Here is a 26947-nt window from a genome sequence, read left to right as displayed (position 1 = left end):
TTCCCACTTTTCTGACGCATCGTCAGTTCACGACTGTTCCACCGGCGCCCGGGAGCGTCAATAGCTGACGTCCCGTCAGATCCAGCCTGTCCGTGGTGCTACCCCACGCTCACCCCGGCCAGCCATCCGCCGTCGATGACGATCGGCTGGCCGGTGATGTACGAGGAGTCGTCGCAGCTCAGGAAGAGCGCGAGCTTGGCGATCTCCTCCGGGCTCCCCATCCGCCCCAGCGGCACCAGCTTCCGGTAGTACGCGTCCGCCGCCCGCCGCACCTTCTCCACGGTCGCGGGGTCGGCGTCCGCGGCGAAGGCGTCCGGGTGGGCCATCGGGGTGTCCACCGCGCCCGGACAGACCGCGTTCACCCGGATCCCCTTCGGCGCCAGCTCCAGCGCGGCGACGCGGGTGAGCCCGACGACGGCGTGCTTGGAGGCGGCGTACGCGCCCACGTACCCCATGCCCGTCAGCCCGGTGTACGAGGAGGTGTTGACGATCGTGCCGCCGCCGGCCGCGGCGATCTCCGGCGCGACGGTGCGGATGCCGAGGAACGCGCCGACCTGGTTGACCTGCGTGATCAGCTGGAACTCGGCGAGGGAGGTGGCGACCAGTTCGTTGAAGCGGAGCACGCCGGCGTTGTTGACCAGCCCGTCGACGTGCCCGAACCGCTCCTTCGCGGCCGCGAGCGCGGCGCGCCAGCCGTCCTCCTCGGTCACGTCCAGGTGCAGATAGAGGGCGTGCTCCGCGCCGATGTCGGCGGCGACGGCCTCCCCCTGCTCGTCGAGGACGTCGGCGAGGACGACGCGGGCGCCCTCGGCGGCGAAGAGGCGGGCCTCCGCTTCACCCTGCCCGCGGGCGGCTCCGGTGACCAGGACGACGCGCCCGTGGAGCTTGCCGGGCGGGCTGGGGGGCTGAGGGCTCATGTCGGGGTTCCCTTCGGGTCGTCGAGTGCCTCAGGCCGTGACGTGGGGTGCGACGTCACGGGCGAACGCGGCCATCTGGTCGGTGAGTTCGGCGCGGCTGCGGCTGCGGAACCGCACCTGGATCTGGCCCACCCCCATCTGCGGGTACGCCCGCAGCGACGCGGCGATCGCGGCCGGCTCCCCGGTCAGGGTGCGCCGCCCCACGTCCCACGCCGGCTCCCCCACGTACAACGGCTCGGCGATCGCCCCGACCTCGATCGGCGCGGCGATCCCGGCCTCCTCGCGCAGCCGCCGCAGCCGGGCGATCTGCGCGGGGAGCCGGTCGCGCGGGTCGCCCTGCGGCAGCCACCCGTCCCCGCGCAGCGCTGCGCGCCGCACCGCGGCGGGCGACGACCCGCCGACCCACAGCGGCACCCGCACCTGCGCGGGCCGCGGTCGCTGCCCCAGCCCGGAGAAGGCGAACCGCTCGCCCGCGTGCTCCGGGTACTCCTCGGGCCCGAGCGCGGCCCTGAGCGCGTCGACGGTCTCGTCCAACAGCCCCCCGCGCCCCTCGAAGTCGACCCCGACCGCCTCGAACTCCTCCCGCACGTGCCCGGCCCCCACCCCGAGGACCAGCCGCCCCCCGGAGAGGTGGTCGAGCGTGGCGTACTGCTTGGCGGCCACCAGCGGGTGCCGCAGCCCGACGACGGCGACGTGGCTCAGCAGCCGTACGCGCCGGGTGACCGCGGCGAGGTGGGCGAGCGTGGCGACGGGGTCGTACCAGACGGTCGACATCGCGTCCGCGAGCCGCCGCGGTATCGCGACGTGGTCGCACACGGCGACGTAGGCGAACCCGGTCCGATCGGCGACCTTCGCCACCTCCACGAGGTCGTCCACCCCCGCCTCGGCTTCCCACGCCTCGGCGAACAGCGCGCTCTGGGCCTGCACGGGAAGCTGCATCCCGTAGGCCAACCGCCCTTCGGGCAACACCTGCACGTACACGACGCAACGCCTCCTCGACTCGGCCCCGGGCTCGTCCCGGGCCCCGCGACAACCAGATCTGACGCCTCGTCACATTTGACCGCCTGGGGCGCGACCAGGCAAGGGTGGGGGCCGGGGCAGGAGCGGGACACATGCGTGAAACACGGCGGGGCCAGAATCCGTCGGATGGAGACCAGCGAGTTCAGTGGAGTCAGCGGCGGCGTCGACGTCAGGGAAGTCCCCTGGGACGACGCGGACGCCGTCGCGCTGCGGGCCGGGCAGCGGGCCGAGATAGCGCAGACGTACGGCACCGACGACAGCGAGCCCGGGGCCCCGCCGAGCGCGGCGGACATCGCCGTGTTCCTCGTCGCGTACGGGCCCGACGGGGCGGCGCTCGGGTGCGGTGGACTGCGACGGCTGGGGAGCGGGACGGGTGAGGTCAAGCGAATGTACGTGGCGCCCGGGGCGCGGGGGACGGGGGTCGCCGCGGCGATCCTGCGCGGGCTGGAGGACCGGGCCCGGCACAGCGGATGGCGGGCGCTGCGGCTGGAGACCGGGGACCGGCAGCACGCGGCCGTGCGCTTCTACACCCGCTCCGGCTACGCTCGCATCCCGAACTTCGGCCCGTACGCGCAGTCCCCGGACTCGCTCTGCTTCGAGCGCACCCTGTAGCTCCTCGTCCCCGCCGCGCGGGGTTGGCCCCTGGTCCAGGGTGGGCGTGGCCGCGCCATACAGGTGGTCCCCGCGTGCGGGGGTGGTCCGATTCCGCGGTCGTAGGGCGACAGCGGGGTGCGGTGGTCCCCGCGCACGGCGGGGGTGGGCCCGAGCAGCGCCGTCGTCTCGCGGTGCTGCGTCCCGAGGGCGTCGACGCCCTCCACCGTGGTCATGCCGACCATGGCGCGTCGGAGGTTACGATCTCCGTATGGGTATCGCCGTCACCAAGTAACTCCGGAGTGCCGTTCCACGGCCCCGGCCGCACCGGTCCGCACCGGTGGGGTCCGCTCGTCGTACCGGCACGGAAGCGTCCATTCCGCTTTCTGGAGTACCTGGAGTACGCCGTCCCATGAACGCCCTTCCCAAGGCGTCAGCACGCCCACTGGCCGATCGCCGGATCGTGGCCCTCGCGCTGCTGTCGCTCCTCCAATTCCTCATCGCCCTCGACGTCACCGTCGTCCACGTCGCGCTGCCGTCCATCGGCGCGCAGTTCGACGCCCCGACCGGCTCCCTGTCGTGGGTGGTCACCGGATACACCCTGGTCGGCGGCGGGCTGCTGCTGCTCGGCGGGCGGGTCACCGACCTCCTCGGGCGGCGCAGGATGTTCCTGTGCGGCGCCGCGCTGTTCGCCGTCGCCTCCCTCGCCGCGGGCCTCGCGCCCGACCTGCCGGTGCTGATCGGGGCGCGGTTCGCGCAGGGCGCCGGTGAGGCGATGGCCTCGCCCGCGGCGATGTCGCTGATCGCGCTCCTCTTCCCCGACCCCGTCGAACGCGCCAGGGCCCTCGGCGTCTGGGGCGCGATCTCCGCCGGCGGGCTCGTCGCCGGCGTCCTGCTGTCCGGCGTGCTCACCGAACTGCTGCACTGGCGCTGGATCTTCGGCATCAACGTGCCGCTCGCGATCGCCGTCCTGCTGATCGCCCCGCGGCTGCTGCCGGCGGACGGCCCGCGCGTGCGCACCGAACGCCTCGACCTGCCGGGGGCCGCGCTGCTGACCGCGGGCCCGCTGAGCCTGGTGTACGGCGTGGTGGAGTCGGCGCCCGCGGCCGTCGTGGCGGGGGTGCTGCTGTTGGCCGGCTTCGTCGCCGTCGAGGCGCGCACCCGGCATCCGCTCGTGCCGCTCGCCTTCTTCACGCACCGGATCCGGGCCGTCGCCAACGCCGTGACCGTGCTGCTGAGCGCCGCGCTCTCCACCGCGTTCTTCCTGCTCACGCTGTACTTGCAGAACGTGATCGGGCTCGGCCCGCTCCAGGCGGGACTGGCCTTCCTGCCGTTCTGTGCGGCCCTGTTCCTGGCGATCGCGGGCACGCCCCGGCTGATCGGCGCGATCGGGCTGAAGTACACCGCGCTGGTGGGCCTCGTGGTCACGGGCGCGGGGCTCGCGTGGCTGGCGCGGCTGCCCGACCAGGGTGCGTACGCCGCAGATGTGCTGCCGGGGATGATCGGCGTCGCCGCCGGGATGGGGGTCGGGCTGCTCGCGCTCCAGAACGCGGCGCTGCACGGCGTCACCGAGGACGACGCGGGCACGGCGTCCGGGGTGCAGCGTTCCGTGGACCAGTTGGGCGGGGCGCTCGGGCTCGCGGTGCTGGTCGGCACGGCCGTCGCAGGCGCGGACGCGGCGGGCGCCGAGGGGTTCCGTACCGCCTTCCTGTACGCGCTCGTCGGCATCGGCGCGGCGGCCCTCGCCCTGTTCCTGGCCGCACCCGACGAGCGCGTCGAGGAAGGCAAGTAGCGCTCCGGACGCGGCGCGCGGGGCTCGGGTTGTGATCCCGGAGGACGAGGCGCGGGTGATTCCTCGTCATCACGGACGAGGCGGGAATGGCCCCAGGGTGTCTTCAGGACGGGTCCCGCCGCAGATTACCGTGCGGTAGTCCGTGCGGGGTCCCGGCCGGCTGCCGCCGCGGTCCGGCCGGGGCCCCGACCGTCACTTGCGAAGGGACCGCCGTGACCTCACGCGTCACCACCACCACGCCGTCGACTCGCCCCCCGCAGCCGCGCCGTGGCGCCCGTCGGACCACCGCCACCGTCGCCGTGACCGTCGGCACGCTGACCCTCACCGCGCTCGCGGGCGCCGGCAGCGCATCCGCGGCGCCGGCGCCCGAGTCCGCTGGCGTCTCCGCACCGTCCGACGGTGCGAAGGGCCGCCCCGCACCCGGCAGCGGCAAGCTCGTCAGGGCGACCTCGCTGCCGCCGGAGGCCCGCCCCCACGGCGGCCCCGGCCAGGTCGTCGAGTACACCTCCACCGGCGCGAACGGCCGGAAGGTGCTGGTGTCCGGCATGGTCTTCGCCCCGGCCGGGACGCCCCCCAAGGGCGGCTGGCCGGTGATCTCCCTGGCCCACGGCACCGTCGGCAACGCGGACCAGTGCGCCCCGAGCCGTACGGACGCGTCGACGTTCGCCCACGACCCCGAGATCCGGGGCTGGTTGGACAGCGGCGTCGCGGTCGTGTCCACGGACTACGAGGGCCTGGGCACCCCGGGCGACCACCCGTATCTGCACGCGCGCAGCGCGGCGTACGGCACGATCGACGTCGTGCACGCGGCGCGGCAGGCGGATGTCGGCGTCTCGCGGAAGTGGGTCGCGATGGGCCAGTCCCAGGGCGGCCACGCGGCGATCAGCGCGGCCGTGCACGCGACCCGCTACGCCCCCGGGCTGGACTTCCGCGGCGCGGTGGCCACGGCGCCACCGACGAAGATGAGCCGGCTGGTGGGCGACCGCTCGACCTCGCCGTCGTTCGAGCGCAAGGTGCGTACGGCGCTGTACCCGCTGGTCACGGAGGGCCTGCGGGCCGTCGACGCCGACCTCGACTTCGGGCACCTGTTCACCGACCGGGCCGCCGAGCTGGTGCCGACGGCGCGGACGAAGTGCCTGCCCGACCTCGTCACGCAGATCGTGCAGTCCGGGCTGAACGACGACACGGTGTGGAAGCAGCGCCCGGAGACGGTCCCGGAGCTGCTGAACGCGCTGCGGGAGCACGTGGACACCCCCGTCGTACGGCTGGACCGGCCGCTCTTCATCGGCCAGGGCGCGAAGGACGAGATCGTGCAGGCACACGTCACGGCGGACTACGCGAAGGCGCTGCGGAAGGCGGGCTCGAAGGTGACGTACCGGGAGTACGCGTCGGCGAACCACGGGAGCGTGGTGGACGCGGCGGCGGTCGAGTCCACGGCGTGGATCAAGCAGCGGCTCGGGGTCCGGTAACGTCGTCGGCGGGCCCCGCCGTTGCGGGGCTGCTCCCGGCATCAGCTTGACGCGACGCCACAGCCCGTCGTGGTCCCCGCGGCGCGGGGGTGCTCCGGCGGGGTGCGCGAGCAGCGTCGCACCCATGACGTCGTCCCCGCCCCGCGGGGTTCGTCCCGCCTGGCCCTTCCACCACTCGAAGTGCTTCCCGTCGTCCCTGCCGTGCAGGGCTGGGCGGTCCCCTGCGCGGCGGGGCCGTTGTCAGAGGCTCCTGCCACGATGGGGGCATGACGACGATGCCGGACGGCCGACCCGTCCCGCCCCCGCAGGCCGACGAGCGCACCATGCTGGACGCCTGGCTCGACCACCACCGCGGCACGATCGCCCTGAAGTGCGAGGGGCTCACCGACGAGCAGCTGCGACTGGCGTCGGTGAAGCCCTCGTCGATGACGCTGCTCGGACTCGTCCAGCACCTCGCCGAGGTGGAACGCAACTGGTTCCGCCGGAAGTTCGAAGGGCAGGACGCGCCCCGGGTCTTCGACGACAGCGGGGACGACGGCTTCGCCCTCCGCCCCGACCGGGGGCTCGACGAGGCGATGGCCGCGTGGCAGGCGGAGATCGCCCACGGCCGGGCGATCACCGCGGACGCCTCGCTCGACGACTGCGGCCACCTCTCCGACGAGGAGGCCGGCTACGTCGGCGGCAAGGAGATCTCGCTGCGCTGGATCCTGGTGCACCTGATCGAGGAGTACGCGCGCCACGCCGGGCACGCGGACCTGCTGCGGGAGCGGATCGACGGAGTCACCGGGTCGTAGGTGCGTGTGCGGGGCGGGGGCCTCAACCGTCCGGGGGACCAGGGCTCCCCCGCGCGGCGGAGGGGTTCGGCCCCCGTGGCCGATCCCCCGCCCCCGCCCCGCCACGAAGGATGGGGCCATGGCCCTGAAGCTCTTCCACACGCCCCCCGTCGTCAGCGACACCGAACGACCGGTCCCCCGCTGGGCCCTGCGCCTCGCCTACGCGCTCCCGCTGCTCCTGCTGCCGTCCTGCCTGTGGCGACTGCCCTTCGCCGTCCACTTCGAAATGGGGCAGGTCCAGGACTTCGGCAATCCGCCGCTGTGGGTGTCGATCCCGTACGTGCTCGCGCTCAGCGTGCTCACCGAGGTGGTCGCGGTGCTCACCATCGGGCTGGTGCGGGGATGGGGCGAGGTCGCCCCGTCCTGGATCCCGCTCATCGGCGGCAAGCGCGTCCGGCCGCTGGCGGCGGTGGTGCCGGCGGTCCTCGGGGGCCTCCTCCTCACGGTGCTGTTCACCAGCGTCCCGATCGGCGGGAACCGCAGACTCACCGCGTACGGCGTGGTCGAGGCGGTCGAGTACTCGAACTGGGCGTGGGATGCGCTCGCGACGGTCGCCCTCTCGCCGCTCACCTTCTGGGGTCCGATCGTCATCGCCCTCTCGATCGCCTACTACCGCCGCCGATGCCTCCCGGCGGGGGCAGCGGGAAGCGGCCCGCTCACCGAGACGGCGTGACGGACGAGCGAGGATGACGGGTTGGCCGCGCCCGCGTCGTCTCGCCGTGGCCCGGCGGGCACGCCGATCCCTGCGGGTGCCTGGTACTCGCTCGCGCAGCTCTTCCCTCTGTGCCCTGCGGGCACGGGGCACCCCCTCCGCCAAGAGGGCGTGGTGGCACCCCCCTTACCACCTGACATACCCGCCGTAACCGCACCGGTGCGTTGGTCACCGCAGGTGCGTTGTGGTTGCTCGCGCAGTTCCCCGCGCCCCTCCCCCCTGCCCCAGCCCGCAGACGAGTGACGGGGGCAGCGAAACAGGGGCGCGGGGAACTGCGCGAACAGCCCCCACCGGGCAGCGGCGACCGAATTGCCGCGGGACTGCGGCGGAGAGGTCAGGGCCCCGCCGGACTGCACGAACACCTACTCCGTAGGAACCAGCCTGCCCGCAGGGCCACAGGCGTGCGGGCCTAGAGGGGCGCGGCGGGGCGGCCCGCCGGGTCGCGCCCCGAAGTCGTAGCGCGGGTAGCCGATCGGTTGACTCGGGGTCGAGCGCGATGGGCGATGTGCGCACCGCGGGGTGCGCGCGAAGGTCTTCGCATGAAGACTTCGAGCGCACGACGCAGGGCCCGAGGGGCCATCGTCGACGTCAGCGACCTCCGCAAGGCGTACGGCGGCAGGACCGTCGTCGACGGCATCTCCTTCTCCGTCGCCGAGGGCGAGATCTTCGGGATCCTCGGCCTCAACGGCGCCGGCAAGACCACCTCCGTCGAGTGCGTCGAAGGGCTCCGCGTCCCCGACTCGGGCCGCATCCGGGTCGCCGGGCTCGACCCGGTCGCCGACCACGACGAGGTCACGCAGGTCCTCGGCGCCCAGCTCCAGGAGAGCGCGCTCCAGGCCAAGCTCACCGTGCGCGAGGCGCTCCAGTTGTACTCCGCCTTCTACCCGCGCCCCCTCGACTGGCGGCCCCTCGCCGAGCGGCTGGGGCTGGGCCCCAAGCTCAGCACCCGCTTCGGCCAGCTGTCCGGCGGGCAGAAGCAGCGGCTGTTCATCGCACTCGCCCTCGTCGGCTCCCCCCAGGTCGTCGTCCTCGACGAGTTGACCACCGGGCTCGACCCGCGCGCCCGCCGCGACACCTGGTCGCTGATCGAGGACGTCCGCGCGGGCGGGGTGACCGTCATCCTCGTCACCCACTTCATGGAGGAGGCGCAGCGGCTGTGCGACCGGATCGCCCTGATCGACAAGGGCCGCATCAGCGCGCTGGACACCCCGGAGGGGCTGATCGCCCGTTCGTCGGGGTCCACGGTCATCTCCTTCACGCCGTCGCGGCCGATCGACCCCGAGGTGCTGGCCGCGCTCCCCGGTCGGGCGGCCGTCGACGGCAAGGACGGCCGGATCACGCTCAGCGGCACGGACGAGACCGTCAACGCGGTGATCTCGTTCCTCGCCCGGAACCACATCCAGGCGCACCAGCTCCGGGTCACCGACGCCACGTTGGACGACGCCTTCATCGACCTGACGAAGACGTGAGCGGCAGTGCCCGGCCGATCGACCACCCCCGACAGGAGCAGCGACATGACCGAATCAGCGACGACCACGGCCCCGGCCGCCGGCACCCGCGGCGCCTCTCCCCGCGTCGCCGTGCTGCGCGCCGAGGTGCGGCTCTACGGACGTGACCTCTCCAACGTCCTCTCCGTCGTCTTCCCGCCCGCACTGCTGCTGGTCCTCGGTCTCGTTCCGACGTTCCGCGAGGTCAGCGAGGACCTCGACGGGCTGCGGGTCATCGACCTCTACGTGCCGGTGGTCGCGCTGATCTCGTTGATCACGGCCGCCCTCCAGGTCTTCCCGCCGATCCTGACCGGCTACCGCGAACTCGGCATCCTGCGGCGCATGTCGACGACCCCGGTGCGCCCGGGCACGCTGCTGTCCGCGCAGATGTGGCTGAACGGCGTGGCCGCGCTGGTGTCCGCGGCCACGTGCCTGGCCGTGGGGCGGCTCGCCTTCGACGTGGCACTGCCGCGCGAGGCCGGCGGGTACGCCCTGGCGCTGCTGCTCGCCGCGGCGGCCAGCCTCGCCATGGGCGCCCTGGTGGCGGCGCTGGCGAAGACGGCGAAGCACGCGACGGGCATCGGCACCGCGGTGTACTTCCCCGCGCTGTTCTGCACCGGGCTGTGGATCCCCGTGCAGGCCATGCCGGACGCGCTGGCCACCGCCGTCGGGTTCACCCCCTTCGGTGCCGCGGCCCGCGCCCTGGACCAGGCCGCCGCCGGCGCCTGGCCCTCCTGGTCCCACCTGGTCGTTCTCGCGTTGTGGACCGCGGTCACCTCGGCTGCCGCCGTCCGTTGGTTCCGTTGGGAATGAGCGTGTACACAGGGACCATGGCGACGACGGACAGCGACCTCGACCGGCGCTGGGCGGCCGTCCTGCGCTGGCATCCGTACTGGTTGCTCGCCACCGGCACCCTGCTGGCGCTGGCGCGGCCGGACCTGACGCCGGCCACGGGCGAACGCGTCGCCACCGGCGCGCTGATCGTCGCGGCCATCGCCCTTCAGCTGTGGTGGGGCCGGGCCCGTCGCGCCCGGCCGGTCCCCGGCACCGCATCGGCCGCGTACTTCGCCCTGCGCTGGGCCCTCAGCGCGGTGCTCACCTGGCTGAACCCCTTCTTCTCGTTCTACGCGGCGACGGGCTACATCGACAACAACGTGCTGGTCCCGGGCCGCCGGTGGCGGAAGGTCGGGGCCTTCGCCTCCTCCCTGCCGCTGGCCGCGGCCCAGGCCGGCGGGCTGCCCTTCGACCGCGCCGAGCAGTGGGCCCTGTTCGCCGGGCTGCTCCTGGTCAACAACGCCCTGCTGATGATGGTCGGCTACTTCGTCCAGCACGAGGAGGAGCGGTCCGCCGCCCGGGCCGCCACCATCGGCGAACTCGAACGCACCAACACCGCCCTCCAGCAGGCGCTCGACGAGAACGCCGCCCTCCAGGCCCAGCTCCTCCTCCAGGCGCGGGAGGCGGGCGTCGTCGAGGAACGCCGACGGCTGGCGGCGGAGATCCACGACACCATCGCCCAGGGCATGGCGGGCGTCATCACCCAGCTCCAGGTGGTGTCGAGCACGCCCGACCCGGCGACGGCGCACGCGCACGTCGACCGTGCCGCCGCCCTGGCCCGCCACAGCCTGGGCGAGGCCCGTCGTTCCGTGCACAACCTGGCGCCCGTGGACCTGGCCCACGACACGCTCCCCGGGGCGCTGCGCAAGTCGGTCGCCACGTGGTCCGCGCAGACCGACGTCAGCGCCGAGTTCACCCTCGTCGGCGAGGCCCTGGAGCTGCACGGCGAACTCTCCGCCACGCTGCTGCGCATCGCCCAGGAAGCGCTGACGAACGCGGCGAAGCACGCCGCCGCCTCCCGCGTCGGCGTCACCCTCAGCTACATGGACGGCGAGGTCACGCTGGACGTGCGCGACGACGGGCGGGGCTTCGACCCGCTGCGGGCCCCGAAGCGCACCGGGACCGGCGGGTTCGGGCTGGACGGGATGCGGTCCCGCGCCGAGCGCGTCGCCGGTTCCCTCACCGTCGAGTCCGAACCCGGCTACGGCACCGCGGTCTCGGCCCGGCTGCCCCTGGTCCGTCCCTGAACGGCCCCTCCCTCAGTCGCAGAACTCCGCCGCCAACACGGCGTCCTCCAGGGCCTGCTCGCCCCAGTCCCCGTTCCTGTTCAGCGTGAGGACGTGTCCGCCGTCGTGGGTCGCCGCCGCCCGCGACAGGGAGCCGGGAACCTGGCCGCCGTGCCCCCAGACGGTCACCCCGCAGGGCAGGGTGTCGGAGCGCAGGCCGAGGCCGTACGTCGCGACCGCGCCCGGTGCCGTACGTCCGTGGCCGCCGTCCTTGATGGGGACCCCCGTCAGCATCGCCTTCATCTGTCGGGCCGGCAGCAGGTCGCCGGCGAGCAGGGCCGCGTAGAAGCGGTTCAGGTCGCCGGCCGTGGAGATGATCTGGCCCGCCGCCCCGGCCACGGACGGGTCGAACTCCGTGACGTCGTGGATCGCCGCGCCCGAGTCCTCGCTGTAGAGCTTCGAGTAGTGCCGCGAGTGCGGCCCGGGTATCGCCGGGGACGTGCCGGGGACGCTGGTGGAGCGCAGCTCCAGCGGCCTGATGACGCGCCGCTCGACCTGGGAGGCGTAACTGCGGCCCGTCGCCCGCTCGATGACCATCCCGGCCAGGACGTAGTTGGTGTCCGAGTACGACCAGCCGGTGCCGGGCGGGAACTCCGGCGGGTGCGCGAGGCCGATCCGCACCAACTGCTCGGGGGTGGCACCCTTGTACCGGTTCTTGAGGAACGCCTCCCCGGTGAACTCGGCCAGGAATCCGGCGTCGCGGTTGTAGTTGAAGATGCCGCTGGTGTGGTTCAGGAGCTGGCGCAGGGAGACCTTGCGGCCGTCGTGCCCCCGGCCGCGGACGACGCCCGGAAGCCACCGCTCGACGCTGTCGTCGATCGAGAGGACGCCCTCCGCGTCGAGTTGCAACAGCACCGTGGCCGTGAACGTCTTCGTCAGGCTGCCGACGCGGAAGCGGTCGCCCGCCAGCCGCGGCCGGCCGGTGTCGAGGTCGGCGACCCCCGCGCCGCCGGACCACCGGCCCTCACCCGTGGTGACGCGGGCCAGCGCACCGGGCGTCCCGGCGGCGACGATCGCGTCCAGCGCGGCCTGCGTCCGCGCGTGCGGGTCCGGCGGCCCTTGAGCGTCCGCGCCGGGCGCCGCGCCGGCCGTCGTCGCCACGACGGCCAGTGCCCCCGCCGTCACCAGACCGACGAGACGCCGCCGCCGCGCCGAAACGCCCCGTACCTTCGTTAACTTCGCCAACACCACTGTTCCCCCTGGTCCGTGCCGTACGGCGGCGACCGGTGCGCACCCGCCGCCGCCCTTCCGCGACCAGTCAACCGGCGCCGTACGCCCCGGACATCAGGGACCGTCCACGAGTCTCGTGGGGGTCGCCCCTGACGATTCCCTGAGCGGCGCCCCCTCCGGATCGGCCCCGCTCCCGAGCCCAAACCCGGTGGAGGCCGCCGCCGCGCCCCGGCATCCTGTCCCCATGCAGACACCACCGGCACCACCGGCACCACCGGTCCACATCCGGCAGGCCACCGCCGAGGACTGGCCCGCCATCTGGCCCTTCTTCCGCACCGTCATCGCCGCGGGCGAGACCTTCACCTACCCCACCGACCTCACGTCGGAGCAGGGCCGGGACCTGTGGCTGCTGCCCGCGCCGGACCGCACGGTCGTCGCCGTCGACGACGCCGGTGCGGTCCTCGGCACCGCGAAGATGAACCGCAACCAGCAGGGCAACGGCTCCCACGTCGCGAGCGCGAGCTACCTCGTCGACCCGGCGCACTCCCGCCGTGGCGTCGGCCGCGCCCTGTGCACGCAATCCATCGACTGGGCCCGCGCCCGCGGCTTCCGGGCGATCCAGTACAACGCCGTCGTCGAGACGAACGTCCACGCCGTGAAGTTGTACGAATCCCTCGGCTTCACCGTCGTCGGCACCGTCCCGGAGGGCTTCCACCACCCCGTGCACGGGTACATCGGCCTCCACGTCATGCACCTCGCGCTATGACGACGTAGGCGTACGGGCGAACGCCAGTCGGAGCAGGCGGCGCCAGTCCAGCGGTGGGGCGGGGACGACCGCGGGGGCGCGGTCGCGCGGGACCAGGACCCGCAGCGCGCGGGGCCGCACGGTGCACACCACCGGCGTGGGCATCCGCAGGGCCTCGCCGTCCACCGCGACCGGGATCTCCCCTGCGCCCTCGCCCGACGCGGTCGCGGACGTCACCTCCACCCGTCGCGCCGTCAGCACGGTCAGGCCCGCCGACTGCGACCCCCGCACCGCCAGGTCCGCCGCCTGTGCCGCGCCCTCCACCCTGATCCCCAGCACCCCCAGGACGCCGGAGTCCAGCCGGGGCCGGCGGCCGGTGCCGCCGAGGGCGTCCGGGGAGGCGTACGGGTTGTTGCTGACCAGCAGCGCCTGCTGGGCCGTGAGCGCGACCTCGCCGACGTGCGCGTCCAGCCGCCGGCCACCCGCCCCGACCAGCAGGTCCGGCATGGCGCTGAGCGCCGTGCCCGCCTTCGCGTCGCGGTACTCGGGGCGCTGCACGACGTCCGCGTACACCCCGAACGAGACCGTGTTGACGAACGCCCGGCCCGAGACCGACCCGAGGTCGACGCGCACCTCCTCGCCGTCCGTCAGGGCGTCCAGGGAGCGGGACGGGTCGGCGCGGTCGAGGCCGAGGTCCAGGGCGAGGTGGTTGCGGGTGCCGGCGGGGACGACGAGGAACGGCAGGTCGTGTTCGACGGCGACGGCCGCGACGAGGGCCTGTGTGCCGTCGCCGCCGGCCACTCCCAGCAGGTCCGCACCGTCGGCGACCGCCGCGCGCGCCAGTTCGGCGACGTCGACCGGGGCAGCGGGGTCGAGCAGGACGACGCGTGCGCCCCGGGCCTGCGCCCGTTCGACCAGTCCGAAGCGGCCCACCTTCCCGCCCCCGGACTTCGGGTTCATGATCAACACGGCCCGTCGGGGCCGGGGCGCGGCCACGGCCCGCCGGGCGCGCTGCGTCCGCCGCGGGTCCGACCTGCGCAGCGCCGTCCTGGCGCAGGTGAGCGTCGCGGCCCAGCACACGCCCAGGAGCAGCGCCGTGAGCCACAGCCCGGCGACGGTGAAGAGCACCACGACGGCCACGGGCGCGGCGATCGCCACGACCGCGCCGAGGAGGCGTCGTACGCCCCGGTACGCCAGGAACCACCAGCTGCCGACGGCGCAGACGACCAGCCCGACCAGCCCGGACGCGACGATCACCAGCCCGGCCTCGCCCACCGCGACGACCAGCACGACCAGGACGCCCACGACCGCCAGCAGGGCGACCCTGGCCAGCATCCGCGCCGCCAGGCCCCCGCCGCTCACCGGCTCCGCCCCGCCCTCATGCTCGTCCTGGCCCATAAAACAGACCCTAGGCAGGTGAGTCCGCGACCCCGGTACGCCGCTGCCGTACACCTCCTCCGTATGCCTCGTCCGCACTCATCCCTCGCCCTACGCGCCCCGAGTGCGCTGCCCGCGACACCGCGCGCCCCCCGCACGAGGAACCAGGGGGCAATCGCCGGACGTCCTTCAAGTGGCCGATCTTGAGGGGCGCGGGGCTTGAGGGGGACGGGCAGTGCGGATCTACATCAGCGCGGACATGGAGGGCGTCACGGGGCTCGTCGACGCGGCCGACGTCCAGCCAGCCGGTCGGGACTACGAGCGCGGCCGGCTGATGATGGCGGAGGACGTGAACGCCGCCGTCCGGGGCGCCGTCGCGGCCGGCGCCACCGAGGTCACGGTCAATGACGCGCACGGCCCGATGCGCAACATATTGCCCGAGGCGCTGCACCCGGCGGCCCGGCTGATCCGCGGCAGGCCCAAGCAGATGGGCATGCTCGCAGGGCTCGACGCGGAGCACGACGCCGTGGTCTGCGTCGGGTACCACGCCCGGGCCGGGGCGCTCGGGGTGCTGAGCCACAGCTTCATGGGCCACGAGATCGAGGACATCTGGCTGGACGGCCGGCCGGTCGGCGAGATCGGGCTCGCGCACGCCACCGCAGCCGCCATCGGCGTGCCGGTGGCGGTCCTCACCGGTGACGACCGGGCCTGCGCCGAGATGGCGGAGTGGGACGGCTCGGTGCGGACCGTGGCGGTGAAGTACGCGCGGGACAGGTTCGCCGCGGAGCTGCGGCCCGCCGAGGAGGCCCGTACGGAGATGGAGAAGACGGTCGCGGCCGGTCTCGCCGCGCTGCCGAAGTCCCCGGTGGCCGTGCCGGACGTGTGCACCCTCGCGGTCCGCTGGCAGTCGGCGTCCGTCGCGTCGACGCTGCTCGGCATCCCCGGGGTGACGGAGACGGACAGCCGCACCGTCCAGGCGCGGGGCGCCCTGCCCGCCCTCTACCGGCAGTTCGGGGTGTGGATGCGGGTGGCGGCGTCCTTGACCAACCAGCCGCCGTACTGCTGACACGGACCACGTGTGCGCGGGTGCCCCGCCGTGCGGGGTTGGTCCGAAGGCCGAGGTGCATCTTTCCTTCGACCGCTGGACGTCCCCGGAGACCCGGGGCTGATCCCGACATCCTGCGGCCCGGTCACATCGACGTCGTGCCGTCCCCGCCCGTGCGCGGGGGTGCTCCCAGATCCAACATCGTCTGGTTGATCCGGTCTTGTTCGTCCCCGCCGTCGGCGTCGCTGCCGCGGGGCTCCCGCACCTCCAGCACGACCGCCGTGCCCGACGCGTCGCGGTCCTCGTGGAGCGCGATGCGCCGGCCCGCCGTTCCACCGGCGCCCGGCCCTCAGCGGGACGCGCCCCGCAGCAGGCGCCACAGCAGCCACGCCTGGCCCAGTCCCGCGGCGGTCTGGAGCAGGAGCCACGCGTGGCCGTACACCGGGAGCATCATGATCGGCAGGGAGCTGGGGAACGTCGCGAGACCCAGCCAGATCCCGGCGAAGCCGACGTCCCCGAACAGCGACAGCATCTCGATCCACAGCGCGAGGCCGATGACGACCGCGGCGTACGCCAGCGCCATCGTCATGGCGACCTTGCCCCGCTCGAAGCGGTGCACGGTGGACCGCATCAGTGCGAACGCGCTCATGTGGACTCCTCCCCCGGTGGCCCGGACCCCTTCCGGCCTCCTTGCCCTTGATCCAACCCCGGGCGGGGCGACGCGACATGAGCCCCCGTACTCAAGCCGCGTGAGTAGGCGCCCGGGGGATCAGGCCGGTCACGGGCGCCAGGCGCCCGCCGCCGCGACCCGTACGACGTAGTCCTCGAAGGTCCGGGCGGGTCGGCCCAGCACCTCGGCGACGTCCTCCGTCGGCGCGGCGAGCAGCCCGCGCTCCATCAGGACGAACATCTCGGCGACGTGGTGCGCGGCGTCCTCGTCGAACCCCTGGTCGACGAGCGTCGCGACGTACTCGTCCGCGGAGATCTGCCGGTACGCGATGGGCCGTCCGCTCGCCCGTCCGATCAGCTCGGTGGCCTCACCGAAGGTGATCGAGCGCGGTCCGGTGACGTCGTACGTCTTCCCGGCGTGCAGACCGGGCTCGTTCAGCACCCCGGCCGCGACGTCGGCGACGTCCTCGACGTCGATGAAGGGGTCGGACACCGCACCGGCCGGGAGCGCCAGCTCCCCGGCGACCAGCGGGGCGTGGAAGAGGTCCTCGTCGAAGTTCTGCGCGAAGTTCGACGGCCGCACCACGGTCCACTCCAGCGCGGAGCCGCGCACGGCGTCCTCGGCGGAGCGCATGTCCAGGCCGAACGTGGTGTCGCCCCAGGTGTCGGAGCCGCGCCCGGACAGCAGGACCAGCCGCTGCACCCCGGCGGCCTCGGCCCGGGCCACGAACTCGTGCACCGGGCCCGGCACGGTCGGGGGCACCAGGTAGACGGCGTCCGCGCCCCGCAGCACGGCGTCCCAGCCGCCGGGCTCGGACCAGTCGAAGGGCGCCGCGCTGGTGCGGGAGGCGGAACGGACCGGGGTGCCGCGCAGCCGCAGCCGGGCGGCGACCCGCCGACCGGTCTTGCCCGTTGCGCCGAGTACGAGAGTGTTGGCGTCGCTCATGACCTCGATTGAACACGGCACCTTCGGACGATCCCATGGGTGAGAAGCCGGATTGCCTGCGTCATCGTCTAGCCTCGCGGGGGTGGACGTGTTCAGTGATCTGATCCGAGGGGTGCGGGCCCACGGCTCGTTGTTCGGGAGTTCGACCCTGCGCCCGCCCTGGGCGCTGCACTTCGTGGACGGGGCGCCGCTGACCCTGTGCACGGTGTTGAACGGGTCGGGTTGGATCGTGCCGGAGCACCATCCGCCCGAGCCGCTGCGGGCCCGCGAGACGGTCGTCGTCCGCGGCCCGGCCACGTTCACCTTCGTCGACGAGATCGGCACCAGCGCCGTGCCGGTCGAGTGCGGCGAGTTCTGCGCGACGCCCGAGCACGGCGGCACGCGGCACCGGATCGGCTGGCACGACCCCGTCGAGGGGCTCGGCAGCGCCTCCGCGGCCCGCGCCGACTGCGGCGCGACGACCCTGGTCGTCGGCGCCTATCCCGTACGCGGCGAGATCAGCCGTCGGCTGCTGGAGGCGCTGCCCGTCGTCCTGCGGGTGACGCCCGGGGGCCCGGCCGACGCCGTGCTGGACCACCTCGCCGCGGAGGCGACCGTCGACACCCCGGGCCAACAGGTCGTCCTCGACCGGCTGTTGGACTGGATGCTGGTCTGCACGTTGCGCCAGTGGTTCGACCGCCCCGGCGGCGAGTCCCCGCCCTGGTGGGCGGCGCAGCGGGACCCGGTGGTCGGCGACGCGCTACGGCTGCTGCACGCCGAGCCGGCGGCGCCGTGGACGGTGGGCGCGCTGGCGGAACGCACCGGAGTGTCCCGTTCCACCCTGGCCAAGCGCTTCTCCGACCTGGTGGGCGAGCCGCCGCTGACGTACCTCACGCGCTGGCGGATGACGCTCGCCGCGGACCTCCTGGTCGAGCAGGCGTCCGCGACGGTCGCGGAGGTCGCCCGCGCCGTGGGGTACGCGGACCCGTTCGGCTTCAGCGCGGCGTTCAAGCGCGTCCAGGGCGCCAACCCGAGCGAGTTCCGCCGCACCGCGTCCGCGCGCGCCCGCGCGTCCGACGGCCCCGTTCCGACTCGTACGGCTACGGCGGCCGGCTCCACCGCGTGAAGTGTCCGAGAGTTCCGCGTGCCCCTTTCGGTGGGGCCGTTGCCTTGGCAGGCGCGGGTGGCGCCGTGGGGTGTGTGCGGTGATGGCGTCCGCGGCCCGGTGGGGGTTGTTCGCGCAGTTCCTCGCGCCCCTGGTTCGCTTCCCCCGTCACTCGCCTGCGGGCCATGGGCGGAGGTGTTGAGGGGCGCGGGGAACTGCGCGAACAACCCACCACCGGCTGGTAGAGACCAACGCCGCCGCAGGGCTACCGCGGCTTCGTCCAGAGGCACAGCAGACGGAACTTGGGCGGACGCGGCCAAGCCCTCTCTGCCGGATCTTGCTGGGCTCGCGGGGTCTGGTGCCGCACCTTTCCCCGTAGCCACGCGGGCACGGATGGGGGCGCTCAGGCGAACCGGCGGATCCCCCCGTCCCGGCTGAGCGGCGGCCAGCCCGGGTCGCCGGTGCGGGCGAAGGCCACCCACGCGGCGTGCATCTCCGCGGCCAACGCGGCGGGCGGGCCCGTCGGATCAGCCGGGTCAGTCGGGCCCAGCAGTCCTCGCGGGCCGCGCAGGGCGGGGAGGGTGAGCCGGTCGAAGACGAAGGGGAGTTCCACGGCGTGGGCGGCGCCGAGCAGGCCGCCGGCGGCGGGGGACCGCCAGGCGAACTCGTAGACGTGGGCCCGGCCGTGGGCATCGGCGAGCCGTCGGCTGCCGGCGCCGAACAGCGCGTCGCCGAGGATCGCCGAACGCAACTCGCCGTGCCGGGAGTCCGGGTGGCGGGCGCGGTGGGCGGCGACGAGCGGGCCGGCGGAGCCGTGGGCCGCGGCGGTCGCACGGACGTCCTGCGCGGTGGAGGTCGCCAGCTCGCCCTGGGGCACGAGGTAGAGGTTCCCCTCCTCCGCGTTGGTGCCGATCAGCAGGTCGACGTCGGCGAGGGGGCTTTCGGCCGGCTGCCGGGCCAGTACGGGACCGAACGGGCTGAGCCCCATCAGGGGGTCCCGGTGGTCGGTGGTCCGCAGGTCGAGCCCGCCCAGCTCGGGCACGACCTCGACGAACCGTTCGTCGGGGACGTCCGCGAAGCCGGCGGCCGTCGGCGCGACGCCGAGCGCCGCCGCGGCCGTGCGCGTCACCCGTGCGGCCTGCTCGGGGGAGAACGCGCCGAGCCCGCTGCCGCTCTGCACGATCGCGCGCCGCACGAGCCCGGCCGCGGCGGGCGCGGCGAGGACCGCGCCGACGAGCGTGGCGCCCGCGGACTGGCCGAAGAGGGTGACGTCGTCGGGGTCGCCGCCGAAGGCCGCGACGTTGCGCCGGACCCAGCGCAGTGCGGCGACGACGTCGAGCAGGCCGCGGTTGGGCGGTGCGCCGGGCAGGTCCAGGAAGCCCGCGACGCCGAGGCGGTAGTTCAGCGTCACCAGGACCACGCCGTCGCGGGCGAACGCGGCGCCGTCGTACAGCGCGGCACCGGTCGAGCCGGCCACGAACCCGCCGCCGTGCACGAACACCATCACCGGGCAGCGGTCGGCCTCGCGCGGAGCCCACACGTTCACGGTGAGGTGGTCCTCGCCGCGGACCCAACCGGAGCCGAAGTAGGGGGACATGTCGAGCGCGCCGAAGGCGTCGCGGCGCGGCTGCGGGGCGCTGGGCCCGGGGGTCAGGGCGTCGCGGACGCCCGTCCACCGGTCGTGGCGGCGGGGCGGCGCGAAGCGGCCGGCGCCCTGCGGGGGTGCGGCGTAGGGGACGGCGAGGAACCGCCGCACCTCGGCACCGGTGGATTCGGTGACGGCTCCGCGGACGCGGCCTTCCGTCATGGTCACGACCAGATCGGACACGGGTCCCTCGTTCTCCCGCGCGGTGCGGGGTCGGTGTGGTTCAGATGCGGTCGAACGGCGCCCATGCCTCGATGGCGAACCCGTCCCCGTCCCGTACGACCTCGGCCCCGCCGGCCCCGCCCAGGTGCGCCGGCAGGACGAGCGCGTTGGTGTCGCTGGCCCGGCCGAGCAGCCGGCGCCGGGTGGCCCGGGCCTCGGCCGGGTCCTCGCAGAAGCAGCTGTTGGTGTCGGGCGAGACGAACTGGAGCGGCGTGTGGAGCAGGTCACCGACGAACAGCGCCCGGTCGGTGCCCGATTCCAGCGTCAGGACCGAGGAGCCCGGGGTGTGCCCCGGTGCGAGGTCGAGCCGCAGGTTGGCGTCGATGGTGTGGCCGTCGTCCCACAGCAGCGCCTGCCCCGCCTCGTGCACCGGCGCCACGCTGTCCTCGAACACGTTCTGGTTCCCCCGCCCCAGCCGTGGGACGTGCCCGTTCTCCGGGTTCCAGAAGTCGAAGTCGCGCCGCGGCATCAGATACGTGGCGTTGGGGAAGGTCGGCACCCAGGTGCGGTCCGCGAGCCGGGTGTTCCAGCCGACGTGGTCGACGTGCAGATGCGTGTTCACCACCAGGTCGACGTCCTCCGGCTGCACGCCCGCCTCGGCGAGTTCGTCGAGGAAGCCGGTGCGCCGCCGGCTCCAGATCGGCGCGTAGGGGCGCTCCTTGTCGTCGCCGATCCCGGTGTCCACGAGGATCGTCGCGCCCCCGCTGCGCAGCAGCCAGGTCTGCACCGCGTTGACGCACTCGTCCGCGGCGGGGTCGACGAAGTCCGGCGCCAGCCACTCCCCGTGCTCCTGCCACGCCCCTTCCGGCGCTTCGGGGAAGAAGGCGGCCGGGGCGATCCCGACCGGTCCGTAGTACTCGACGATCCGGGTGATCGACACGTCACCGAGGACGACTTCCTGCATGGCTGACCCTGTCCGTTGAGGCGGTGGAGGCTGCCAACCTCGCCGGGAAGGACGGCGGGCACCAGCCCCGCCCGTGCGTACGCAGGGCGTGCGTACGCATAGGCGGACCTGCGCAAGGCGTTCCTACGCATGACAGGGTCAGGCTGACGCCCGCGGGCGCAGGCATACTCGACGTCATGGCGCGTTCCCAGCAGCTCAGTGAGTTCCTGCGGGCCCGTCGGGCCCTCGTGCGCCCCGCGGACGTGGGCCTTCCCGAGTTACCCGGCCACAGACGGGTGCCGGGCCTCAGACGCGAGGAGCTGTCGGAGCTGGCGGGCGTCAGCGTGTCGTACTACACGCGCCTCGAACAGGGCCGGTCGTGCAACGCGTCCGACAGCGTCCTGAAGGCGCTCGCCACCGCCCTCGGGCTGGACGAGCACGAGCACGCCCACCTGCGGGACCTCGCCGCACAGCGCCACGGCCCCATGCGGCGCCCCCCGGCGGAACGGGCCGACTCCCTCACCCGTGACCTGCTGCGCTCCGTCGGTGACACCCCGGCGCTGGTCCTGGGCCGCCGCGGGGACGTGCTGGCCTGGAACGCCATGGGCCACGCCCTGATCGCCGGCCACCTCCCCCGCACCGCCCCGGACCACCCGGACGACCGGCCCAACGTGTTCCGCATGACGTTCCTCGACCCGCACACCAGAAGGCTGTACGGGGACTGGGAACGCAAGGCGCGATCGGTCGTGGGCAACATCCGCCAGGTCGCCGGCCGCCATCCCGAGGACGCGCTCCTCGTCTCGCTGGTGCGGGAACTGACCGCGAAATCCCCTGAGTTCGCCGTGTTGTGGAGCGACCACCAGGTCAAGCCGTGCGAAGCGGAGGCGTACCTCATGCGTCACCCCGTGGTCGGCGAACTCACCGTCACCCACCAGATCCTCGCGCTCACCCGCGCCGCCGACCAGGCCTTCATCCTCGTCACGGCGCAGGAGAACTCCCGCGCCGAGGAAGCCCTGGCGCTGCTGCGCGCTTATGCGACCTGACCGGCTGACCCTGACCGGCGGACCGGGCCGGTCAGGTGTCGAGCCGCCCCGCGGACGAGCGCGTCCAGCCGCCGGCACGCCGGGGACGCCTCGCTGACCGCGCTCTGCATGAGGCCGGGGACGAGGATGAGCGGGCCGCCCGTACGGGGTCGTCAGACGGGCTCGCTCACCGGTCGGCAGCAGCCGTCGCAGCCGGTGCGCGCTCATCGGGCTCGGCTGCGCGCTCATCGGGCTCGACCGGTCAGGGGGTCCTGGGCGATGCGGTAGCCGAGGCCGGAGACGGTGTCGATGACCGGTGGATCGCCGAGTTTGGCGCGGAGCTTGCTGATGGTGATCCGGATCGCGTTGGTGCGATAGCTGGTGTCCTCCTCCCAGACCTGCTCGATGAGGTCGTCATTGCCCACCACGGCGCCGTCCGCCCGGAGCAGCACTTCCAGCACCGCGAACTCCTTTCGGGTCAGGGAGAGCAACCGCCCCCGTCGGGTGACCTGGCGGCGCACGGTGTCCAAGGCGAGGCCGGGGCGCTCGATCACCGGTGGCAGCGCGGGGTGCACCCGGCGGCCCAGGGCGAGGACGCGGGCCAGCAGCTCGGCGTACGCGAACGGCTTGGGCAGATAGTCGTCGGCGCCGAGCGCCAGCCCTTCCACCCGCTCGCGCACCGTGCCGGAGGCCGTCAGCATCAGCACGCGGGTCAGCAGCCGGCGCTCGACCATCCACCGGCACACCTCGTCCCCGTGCACACCGGGCAGGTCCCGGTCCAGGACCACCACGTCGTAACCGCCGGACTCCAGCTTCGCCAGCGCGCGCGTCCCGTCGTACGCCACGTCCACCGCGATCGCGTCCCGCCGCAGCCCCTCGGCGACCATCTCCGCCAGGAACTCCTCGTCTTCCACCACCAGTACCCTCATGTCTCCATTCGTAGCGCAGCGCGCATTTCCTCAGCGTTTGAAGGACCCGATAAGGAAACGAAACGCGGGACCCGGCTAGACCGGTCCCATGCACCTCATGAAGAAGCGGACCGGCCGGCTTCCGGCGATTTCCCTTTCCCTCGCGGCCCTTGTCGGAATGGCGGCCCTGACGCCTCCGGCGCACGCCGTCGTCGGCGGAGACGACGCCCCCGCGCCCGAGAGCTGGATGGCCTCCCTCCAGACGAAGGACGGCGTCTTCTGCGGCAGCACGCTCATCGACGGCCAGTGGGTCCTGACGGCGTTCCACTGCGTGGGCCACGGCGAGACGCCGAAGGAGGACATCCGGGTCCGGATCGGCAGCCTCAACGCCAGCAGCGGCGGCACCGTCGCCAAGGTCAAGCAGATCGTCCAGCACCCCGACGCCAGGTACACGGGCGGCGTCTTCTCGGGCCCGGACCTCGCCCTGCTCAAGCTGGACAAGCCGGTTCGCCACGCGCCCGCCCAACTCAACCGCAAGTCGCCGCCGATCAGCACGTCGGCCCGGATGCTGGGGTGGGGGAACGCATGCCTCGACGCCGTCTGCCAGCCCGAAAAGCTCCAGGTGCTTGAGCTGCCGCTGAGCAAGAAGACGAACGACAAGCTCCACTTCGAGGACGACAGGTTCCGCGGCACCGGGCCCGGCGATTCCGGCGGACCGCTGGTGATCAGGTCCGGCAGCGGCTGGCGACTCGCCGGGGTGACGTCGTCCGGCTACCAAACCGACACCCACGCGCGGTCGTCCTTCACCGACGTGACCCAGTACCGGAAGTGGATCGCCCGGAGCGTCAAGTAGGCGCCCTGATCCCGCCTGACCTGCACGTTGACCGATGTCGCGAAACCAGTGCGGCCGGCGCAGACTGGTAAGTGAACACACGTGACACCCATCGAGTTCTGCTGCCGGCCGCGCTGAGCGCGGAGAAAAACGAAGAGATGCGGAGAGATGCGGAGAGATGCGGGGAGAAGCGGGGAGAAGAAGCACGCACGACAGAGAAAGAGGTGAGGACGTTGTCTGAAATGTTCGAACTCGCCACAGGTGGCGTCGGCACCATGCCCGACCCCGACGACAACCCCGACGGTCACGACGTCCCGCACCACGACGCCGGCACACGGATCAGCTTCGAGGTCCGCAACGCCGGCGACGCCAGCGGAACCGCTCGGGTGGGAGTCGAGGTCGACGACACCTTCATCCAGGAGTGGCCGTCCCCATCCCTCCTCCCCGGCGAATCGACCCCCGGCTACGTGAAGCTCGGCCGGCTGTCCCAAGGCGAACACACCATCCTGATCTACGTGAACCCCGGGGCGGGCACGATCGACCACGCGGAGAGCGTCCTCAACGTCGCTTGAGACGACTCCTCCCGGGACCTCCGGCACGGAGGCCCCCGGAGGCTGTCGGTGCTTGAGCGCATTCGGCTGCGGCGGGTGGTGGGACGGATTTACGGTGTCCTTGCTGATGTGGCGGTCTCTCGGACGACGGGCGGGGTGGGTGTCGTGGACGTTCCTCTGGTGGATGCGGTGGCGGCGGTACGGGACGAGCTGATCGCGGCGGCCCGCGTCGGCGGGAACCACCCGGACCTGACCTTCGCGGTGGGCCCGGTGGAGATGGAGTTCGAGGTCGAGCTGCGGGCGGACGCGCGGGTGAAGGGCGGCTTCAAGCTGTGGGCGGTCGGCGCGGAGGTGGAGGCCGGGGTGGCGCGCGGTCGTACGCACCGGGTGTCGTTCACGCTCACGCCGAGGAACGCACGCGGCGGTGACCTGCTGGTCAGCGGTTCACCGGAACGCCCCGCCGGTCCTGGGGACGTGTCGGGTCGTATCCCGGACTGACCGGCCGGCCCGGGCCGGCGGTCGGCGGTCAGCGGCGCACTGAAGGTGTCCGAAGAGGTGCTGGAGGGTCGGGGTGGAGCGGGGGCGTGTGCTGGGTGTGACCGGGCCGGGCGGTCCGGGGTCGGGGTATGCCGTGGGCGGGCGGCTCGTGCTGACGTCCGCGCACGTCGTGGCCCGGGCCGGTGAGCGGGTTCAGGTGTTCCGCCCCGGTGGTGACGGCACGCCGGGTGGGCGGGTGGTGTGGTGCGGCACGCCCGGCGGGCGGGACGACGCCGCGCTGGTCGCGCTCGACGACGAACCCGGTTGGCGGTTACCGCAGGTGGAGGTCTGTTGGGGGCGGCTGGTGACGGACCGGCCCGGCACCGCATGCGAGACGTGGGGCGTGCCGGACGTGGCTCAGAGGCCCGGGCAGCCGGTGGAGGCCGTCCAGGTGGAGGGGCGGATCAATCCGGGCAGCGGGTTCGTCGGCAACCGATACGTCATGGACCTGCGCCAGCACCCCCCGCAGTGGTGGGATGAGGGTGCCTCGCCGTGGGGCGGCCTGTCGGGGGCGGCCGTGTTCTGCGACCGGCTGTGCACCGGGGTGGTGGCCTCCGACCGTGCGCATTCCGAGCACGGTCAGCTGAACGTCGTCCCGGCCTACGTGCTGCACCACGATCCGGCGTTCCGCGCGGCGTTGGCCGAGTACGGTGCCTCCGCGGCCGGGCTGGAGGCGGTGGAGCTCCAGCACCTGGCCGATTCCGAGGCCGCCGGAGGCAGTGCGGGCCCGGCTTCGCCGGCGGCGCTGTTGCAGGCCGGCCGGCAGACGGTTCCCTTCCACGGCCGTGACGACCTGCTCGCCGAACTGCTCACGTGGTGCGGGTGGGGCGGGTTCGGGGCGTGGCTGTTGCACGGGCCGGGCGGGCAGGGCAAGACCCGGCTCGCCCACCACTTGGCGGGGCTGCTGGCAGCCGAGGGGTGGGCCGTGCTGTGGCCGGGCGCAGACGCCGACGCGTCCGAACTGCGCGAGCTGTGCCACGTGGCCAGGCCGCTGCTGGTCGTCCTCGACTACGCGGAGGCCCGCGCCGGGCAGCTGGCCGCGCTCGTCGGGGCCGCCGTCGGCCATCCCGGCAGCACTCCGTTCAAGGTGCTGCTGCTGGCCCGTACCGACGGCGACTGGTGGGCCCAGGCGAAGAGCGCCACCCGCCTCGCCGAGGACTACCTCGACGACGCGCCCTCGGTTCCGTTGGCGCCGCTGGAGCAGGACCCGGGCCCGCGCACGCATGCCTACCGCACCGCCGCTCGCGCACTGGCCGACGCCCTCCCGAGGGTGCGCGGCCTGGCCGGTCACCCCTGGCGCACCGTCGCCGACGCCCTTCCGACCCCGAGCCTCGACGACGACGGGTTCGCGAACGCACTGACCCTGCAGATGACCGTGCTCGCCGACCTCCTCGACACCCTCACGCCGGACGGCACCGGGGCAGTACGGTCACCGGCCGATCGGGCGCAGGGGGTGGAAGACCGGCTGCTCGGGCATGAGCGCCGCTACTGGCAGCACGGTGCCGAAGCTCGCGGACTCACCTCGGCGCTGAGCCGTGGCACGCTGGAAACGGCCCTGGCCGCCGCCCACCTCATGGGCGCGGCCGACCGCGAGCAGGCCGACAGCACGTGGTCGAGACTCCCGGCACTGGCCGACCAGGCACGCGACCGGCGCGACCAGGTCACCGCCTGGGTCGCCGCCCTCTACCCGCCCACCGCGCCGGGCCGGCCATGGGGCGTGCTCCAGCCCGACCGGCTCGCCGAACGCCACATCGGGCGGGTCCTGGACACCGACCCCACCCTGGCCGAACGCCTGGTCGACGGCGCCGACGACGCCCAGACGGCCCAGCTCCTGACCGTCTACAGCCGCGCCGCCGCCCACGCCGTCTTCGACGGCCGCCTCGACACCCACCTCACCCGCCTGTGCACACGACACCAGGACCGGCTCGCCCCCCACCTCATCGCCACCGCCGTCCAGACCGACCACCCCCAACCCCTCATCACCGCCCTCGACATCCTCGCCACCGACCCCACCGCGGAACTCGACGACCTCACCACCCTGCACGACCGGTTCCCGCACTCCAGCAGACGCCTCGCCCGAACCGCCGTCCACCTCCTCCAAACCATCACCAGCCGCCACCGCGCCCTCGCCGAGGCCGACCCGGACGCCTATCTCCCCGACCTCGCCACGTCCCTGAACAACCTGTCCAACCGCCTGGGGGAGGTGGGGCGGCGGGCGGAGGGCCTGGCCGCGATCGAGGAAGCCGTACGCATCCGCCGCACCCTCGTAGAGGCCGACCCGGACGCCTACCTCCCCGACCTCGCAATGTCCCTGAACAACCTGTCCGTCCGCCTGGGGGAGGTGGGGCGGCGGGCGGAGGCCCTAGCCGC

25 protein-coding genes are annotated in these 26947 nt (G+C 73.6%); 16 read left to right on the top strand and 9 right to left on the bottom strand.

What is annotated here, in order from left to right; translation table 11 throughout:
- Window positions 1–98 precede the first annotated feature (98 nt).
- Both AB0E05_RS31910 and AB0E05_RS31905 read right to left on the bottom strand, forming a co-directional pair.
- Complete coding sequence (locus tag AB0E05_RS31910; RefSeq protein WP_361970245.1) at window positions 99–917, bottom strand: SDR family NAD(P)-dependent oxidoreductase; 819 nt, start codon at window positions 915–917, stop codon at window positions 99–101.
- Between the two features lie 30 nt (window positions 918–947).
- The gene (locus tag AB0E05_RS31905) at window positions 948–1856 is read right to left on the bottom strand and encodes a TIGR03619 family F420-dependent LLM class oxidoreductase (protein WP_361970271.1); all 909 of its coding nucleotides are present in this window, start codon (window positions 1854–1856) and stop codon (window positions 948–950) included.
- A gap of 207 nt (window positions 1857–2063) precedes the next feature.
- Between AB0E05_RS31905 and AB0E05_RS31900 the strand changes: the two genes are divergently transcribed.
- The 8 genes from AB0E05_RS31900 to AB0E05_RS31865 all read left to right on the top strand — a co-directional run bounded on the left by AB0E05_RS31900 (window position 2064) and on the right by AB0E05_RS31865 (window position 10902).
- A complete protein-coding gene (locus AB0E05_RS31900) occupies window positions 2064–2549 on the top strand; it encodes a GNAT family N-acetyltransferase (RefSeq protein ID WP_361970242.1) in 486 nt (161 codons plus the stop codon).
- 391 nt (window positions 2550–2940) lie between these two features.
- The gene (locus AB0E05_RS31895) at window positions 2941–4320 is read left to right on the top strand and encodes an MFS transporter (RefSeq protein WP_361970239.1); all 1380 of its coding nucleotides are present in this window, start codon (window positions 2941–2943) and stop codon (window positions 4318–4320) included.
- A gap of 212 nt (window positions 4321–4532) precedes the next feature.
- Entirely contained in the window at window positions 4533–5789 is a 1257-nt protein-coding gene (locus AB0E05_RS31890; RefSeq protein ID WP_361970236.1) for a lipase family protein, read from the top strand.
- A 266-nt stretch (window positions 5790–6055) separates the two neighbouring features.
- Window positions 6056–6583 carry a DinB family protein gene (locus AB0E05_RS31885; RefSeq protein WP_361970233.1) on the top strand — a complete coding sequence of 176 codons (528 nt, stop codon included), beginning with the start codon at window positions 6056–6058 and terminating at the stop codon, window positions 6581–6583.
- A gap of 118 nt (window positions 6584–6701) precedes the next feature.
- Window positions 6702–7295, top strand: coding sequence for a hypothetical protein (locus AB0E05_RS31880; protein WP_361970230.1), 594 nt, complete (start codon window positions 6702–6704; stop codon window positions 7293–7295).
- Between the two features lie 578 nt (window positions 7296–7873).
- Window positions 7874–8803: an ABC transporter ATP-binding protein gene (locus AB0E05_RS31875; RefSeq protein WP_361970227.1), complete on the top strand. Its 930-nt coding sequence runs from the start codon at window positions 7874–7876 to the stop codon at window positions 8801–8803.
- A gap of 45 nt (window positions 8804–8848) precedes the next feature.
- Window positions 8849–9634: an ABC transporter permease gene (locus AB0E05_RS31870; RefSeq protein WP_361970224.1), complete on the top strand. Its 786-nt coding sequence runs from the start codon at window positions 8849–8851 to the stop codon at window positions 9632–9634.
- Between the two features lie 17 nt (window positions 9635–9651).
- Window positions 9652–10902, top strand: a complete 1251-nt coding sequence (locus tag AB0E05_RS31865) for a sensor histidine kinase (RefSeq protein WP_361970221.1) — start codon at window positions 9652–9654, stop codon at window positions 10900–10902.
- Window positions 10903–10914: 12 nt separating this feature from the next.
- Here the strand turns inward: AB0E05_RS31865 and AB0E05_RS31860 are convergent, their stop codons facing one another.
- Window positions 10915–12066 carry a serine hydrolase domain-containing protein gene (locus AB0E05_RS31860; protein WP_361970218.1) on the bottom strand — a complete coding sequence of 384 codons (1152 nt, stop codon included), beginning with the start codon at window positions 12064–12066 and terminating at the stop codon, window positions 10915–10917.
- Window positions 12067–12355: 289 nt separating this feature from the next.
- On the opposite strand from AB0E05_RS31860, the gene AB0E05_RS31855 reads away from it, so the two are divergent.
- Complete coding sequence (locus AB0E05_RS31855) at window positions 12356–12877, top strand: GNAT family N-acetyltransferase (RefSeq protein ID WP_361970215.1); 522 nt, start codon at window positions 12356–12358, stop codon at window positions 12875–12877.
- Here AB0E05_RS31855 and AB0E05_RS31850 read toward each other — a convergent pair.
- Window positions 12872–14254, bottom strand: a complete 1383-nt coding sequence (locus AB0E05_RS31850; protein ID WP_361970212.1) for a diacylglycerol kinase family protein — start codon at window positions 14252–14254, stop codon at window positions 12872–12874. The genes AB0E05_RS31855 and AB0E05_RS31850 overlap by 6 nt on opposite strands.
- 214 nt (window positions 14255–14468) lie before the next feature.
- Between AB0E05_RS31850 and AB0E05_RS31845 the strand changes: the two genes are divergently transcribed.
- Entirely contained in the window at window positions 14469–15299 is an 831-nt protein-coding gene (locus tag AB0E05_RS31845) for a M55 family metallopeptidase (RefSeq protein WP_361970209.1), read from the top strand.
- Window positions 15300–15627: 328 nt separating this feature from the next.
- Here AB0E05_RS31845 and AB0E05_RS31840 read toward each other — a convergent pair whose 3' ends face one another.
- Both AB0E05_RS31840 and AB0E05_RS31835 read right to left on the bottom strand, forming a co-directional pair.
- Window positions 15628–15927, bottom strand: a complete 300-nt coding sequence (locus tag AB0E05_RS31840) for a hypothetical protein (protein ID WP_361970206.1) — start codon at window positions 15925–15927, stop codon at window positions 15628–15630.
- A gap of 129 nt (window positions 15928–16056) precedes the next feature.
- On the bottom strand, window positions 16057–16893 hold the full coding sequence (locus tag AB0E05_RS31835) for an NAD(P)H-binding protein (protein WP_361970203.1): 837 nt from the start codon (window positions 16891–16893) through the stop codon (window positions 16057–16059).
- 82 nt (window positions 16894–16975) lie between these two features.
- Between AB0E05_RS31835 and AB0E05_RS31830 the strand changes: the two genes are divergently transcribed.
- Window positions 16976–17998, top strand: coding sequence for an AraC family transcriptional regulator (locus AB0E05_RS31830; RefSeq protein WP_361970200.1), 1023 nt, complete (start codon window positions 16976–16978; stop codon window positions 17996–17998).
- Between the two features lie 382 nt (window positions 17999–18380).
- Here the strand turns inward: AB0E05_RS31830 and AB0E05_RS31825 are convergent, their stop codons facing one another.
- Window positions 18381–19790: a carboxylesterase family protein gene (locus AB0E05_RS31825; RefSeq protein ID WP_361970197.1), complete on the bottom strand. Its 1410-nt coding sequence runs from the start codon at window positions 19788–19790 to the stop codon at window positions 18381–18383.
- 55 nt (window positions 19791–19845) lie between these two features.
- A complete protein-coding gene (locus AB0E05_RS31820; RefSeq protein ID WP_361970194.1) occupies window positions 19846–20748 on the bottom strand; it encodes an MBL fold metallo-hydrolase in 903 nt (300 codons plus the stop codon).
- Window positions 20749–20924: 176 nt separating this feature from the next.
- Between AB0E05_RS31820 and AB0E05_RS31815 the strand changes: the two genes are divergently transcribed.
- A complete protein-coding gene (locus AB0E05_RS31815; RefSeq protein WP_361970191.1) occupies window positions 20925–21770 on the top strand; it encodes a helix-turn-helix transcriptional regulator in 846 nt (281 codons plus the stop codon).
- A gap of 224 nt (window positions 21771–21994) precedes the next feature.
- Here AB0E05_RS31815 and AB0E05_RS31810 read toward each other — a convergent pair whose 3' ends face one another.
- A complete protein-coding gene (locus tag AB0E05_RS31810) occupies window positions 21995–22678 on the bottom strand; it encodes a response regulator transcription factor (protein ID WP_361970188.1) in 684 nt (227 codons plus the stop codon).
- Window positions 22679–22775: 97 nt separating this feature from the next.
- Between AB0E05_RS31810 and AB0E05_RS31805 the strand changes: the two genes are divergently transcribed.
- From AB0E05_RS31805 to AB0E05_RS31790, 4 genes are all read left to right on the top strand, one after another.
- Window positions 22776–23510: a serine protease gene (locus AB0E05_RS31805; RefSeq protein ID WP_361970185.1), complete on the top strand. Its 735-nt coding sequence runs from the start codon at window positions 22776–22778 to the stop codon at window positions 23508–23510.
- 212 nt (window positions 23511–23722) lie between these two features.
- Window positions 23723–24061 (top strand): hypothetical protein, encoded by a 339-nt coding sequence (locus AB0E05_RS31800; RefSeq protein WP_361970182.1) that lies wholly within the window; start codon window positions 23723–23725, stop codon window positions 24059–24061.
- A 144-nt stretch (window positions 24062–24205) separates the two neighbouring features.
- Complete coding sequence (locus AB0E05_RS31795; RefSeq protein ID WP_361970179.1) at window positions 24206–24538, top strand: trypco2 family protein; 333 nt, start codon at window positions 24206–24208, stop codon at window positions 24536–24538.
- A 133-nt stretch (window positions 24539–24671) separates the two neighbouring features.
- Window positions 24672–26947 (top strand): tetratricopeptide repeat protein (locus AB0E05_RS31790; RefSeq protein ID WP_361970176.1); only part of this gene is annotated, 2276 nt, incomplete at its 3' end.

The organism is Streptomyces sp. NPDC048057 (assembly GCF_040653095.1).
GTDB lineage: Bacteria > Actinomycetota > Actinomycetes > Streptomycetales > Streptomycetaceae > Streptomyces.
This window is presented reverse-complemented; position numbering and strand designations above follow the sequence as displayed.